Source organism: Streptomyces sp. NPDC104313 (genome assembly GCF_055583985.1).
The window spans coordinates 1-1,027 of sequence record NZ_JBVJMW010000047.1; the positions used below are offsets into that span (position 1 = coordinate 1).

General features: G+C 66.5%; 2 protein-coding genes. Both read right to left on the minus strand.

The window, feature by feature from the left end; all coding sequences use genetic code 11:
* The coding region (locus ACZ60Q_RS36010) for an IS3 family transposase (protein ID WP_469641843.1) at positions 1–645 on the minus strand (645 nt) is incomplete at its 3' end.
* A 5-nt stretch (positions 646–650) separates the two neighbouring features.
* On the minus strand, positions 651–977 hold the full coding sequence (locus ACZ60Q_RS36015; RefSeq protein ID WP_469641840.1) for a transposase: 327 nt from the start codon (positions 975–977) through the stop codon (positions 651–653).
* Positions 978–1,027 lie beyond the last annotated feature (50 nt).

A 1,027-nucleotide genomic window follows, 5' to 3' on the forward strand; every position in this document is an offset into this window, starting at 1 on the left:
GTGCTCGGCGAGCCGGAAGCTCGTGTATTGCGACCCGGCATCGGAATGATGTATCAACTCGCCCCGCTGGTAAGTCTGTTCGTCGCGGTCACGTTGCCACAAGGCCATGTCCAGGGCGTCCAGGACGAGCCGGGTCTCCTTCGCCAGGGCGGCGGACCAGCCGACGATCCGGCGGGAGAAAGTGTCGACGACGAAAGCGACGTAGACCACTCCCGACCACGTGCTGATGTGCGTGAAGTCCGCGACCCAGCAGCGGTTCGGGGCCGGCGCGACGAAGTTGCGGTCCAGCAGGTCCGGCGCCCGCTCGGCGGAACTGTCCGGGATCGTGGTGATGACCTTCTTTCCCCGGACGGCGCCGGCAAGGCCGAGCTCGCGCATGAGGCGTTCGACGGTGCACCGGGCCACGATGTTGCCCTGGCGGTGCAGCTCACGCCAGATCTTCCTGGCCCCGTAGACCCGATAGTTGGCCTCGAAGATCTGCCGGACGAGCGGCTTCAGCTCGGCATCGCGGACGGTGCGGGCCGCCGGGGCCTGGACGCGTTTGTGGTGGGCGTAGTAGGTGGAAGGGGCGATCTTGCAGTCGTGTGCGGTGAGCGTCCTGCAGATCGGCTCGACACCGCCGAAGCGGGCCCGGTGCTCGTCGATGAACGCTACGAGCGTGTGTGTGGCCGGTCGAGCTCGGCCGCGAAGAAAGACGCCGCAGCCTTCAGGATGTCGTTCGCCCGCTTCAGCTCGGCAATCTCCTTCTTCATCGCCTTGATCTGGGCGGACTCCTCCGTTGTCGTCCCCGGACGCTGACCGGAGTCGATCTCGTCGCGCTTCACCCAGTTCCGCAGCGTCTCGGCCGAGCCGATGCCGAGCCTCTGGGCGACCGCCCGCAGCGCGGCCGACTCGTTCGGGTAGTCACCGCGGACCTCGGCGACCATACGGACCGCTCGTTTGCGCAGCTCAAGGGGATAGGAGGAGGGGCGTGCCATGACTCAATCCTTTCACGGAATCGAGTCTCTACCGAACCCGGAACGGTTCA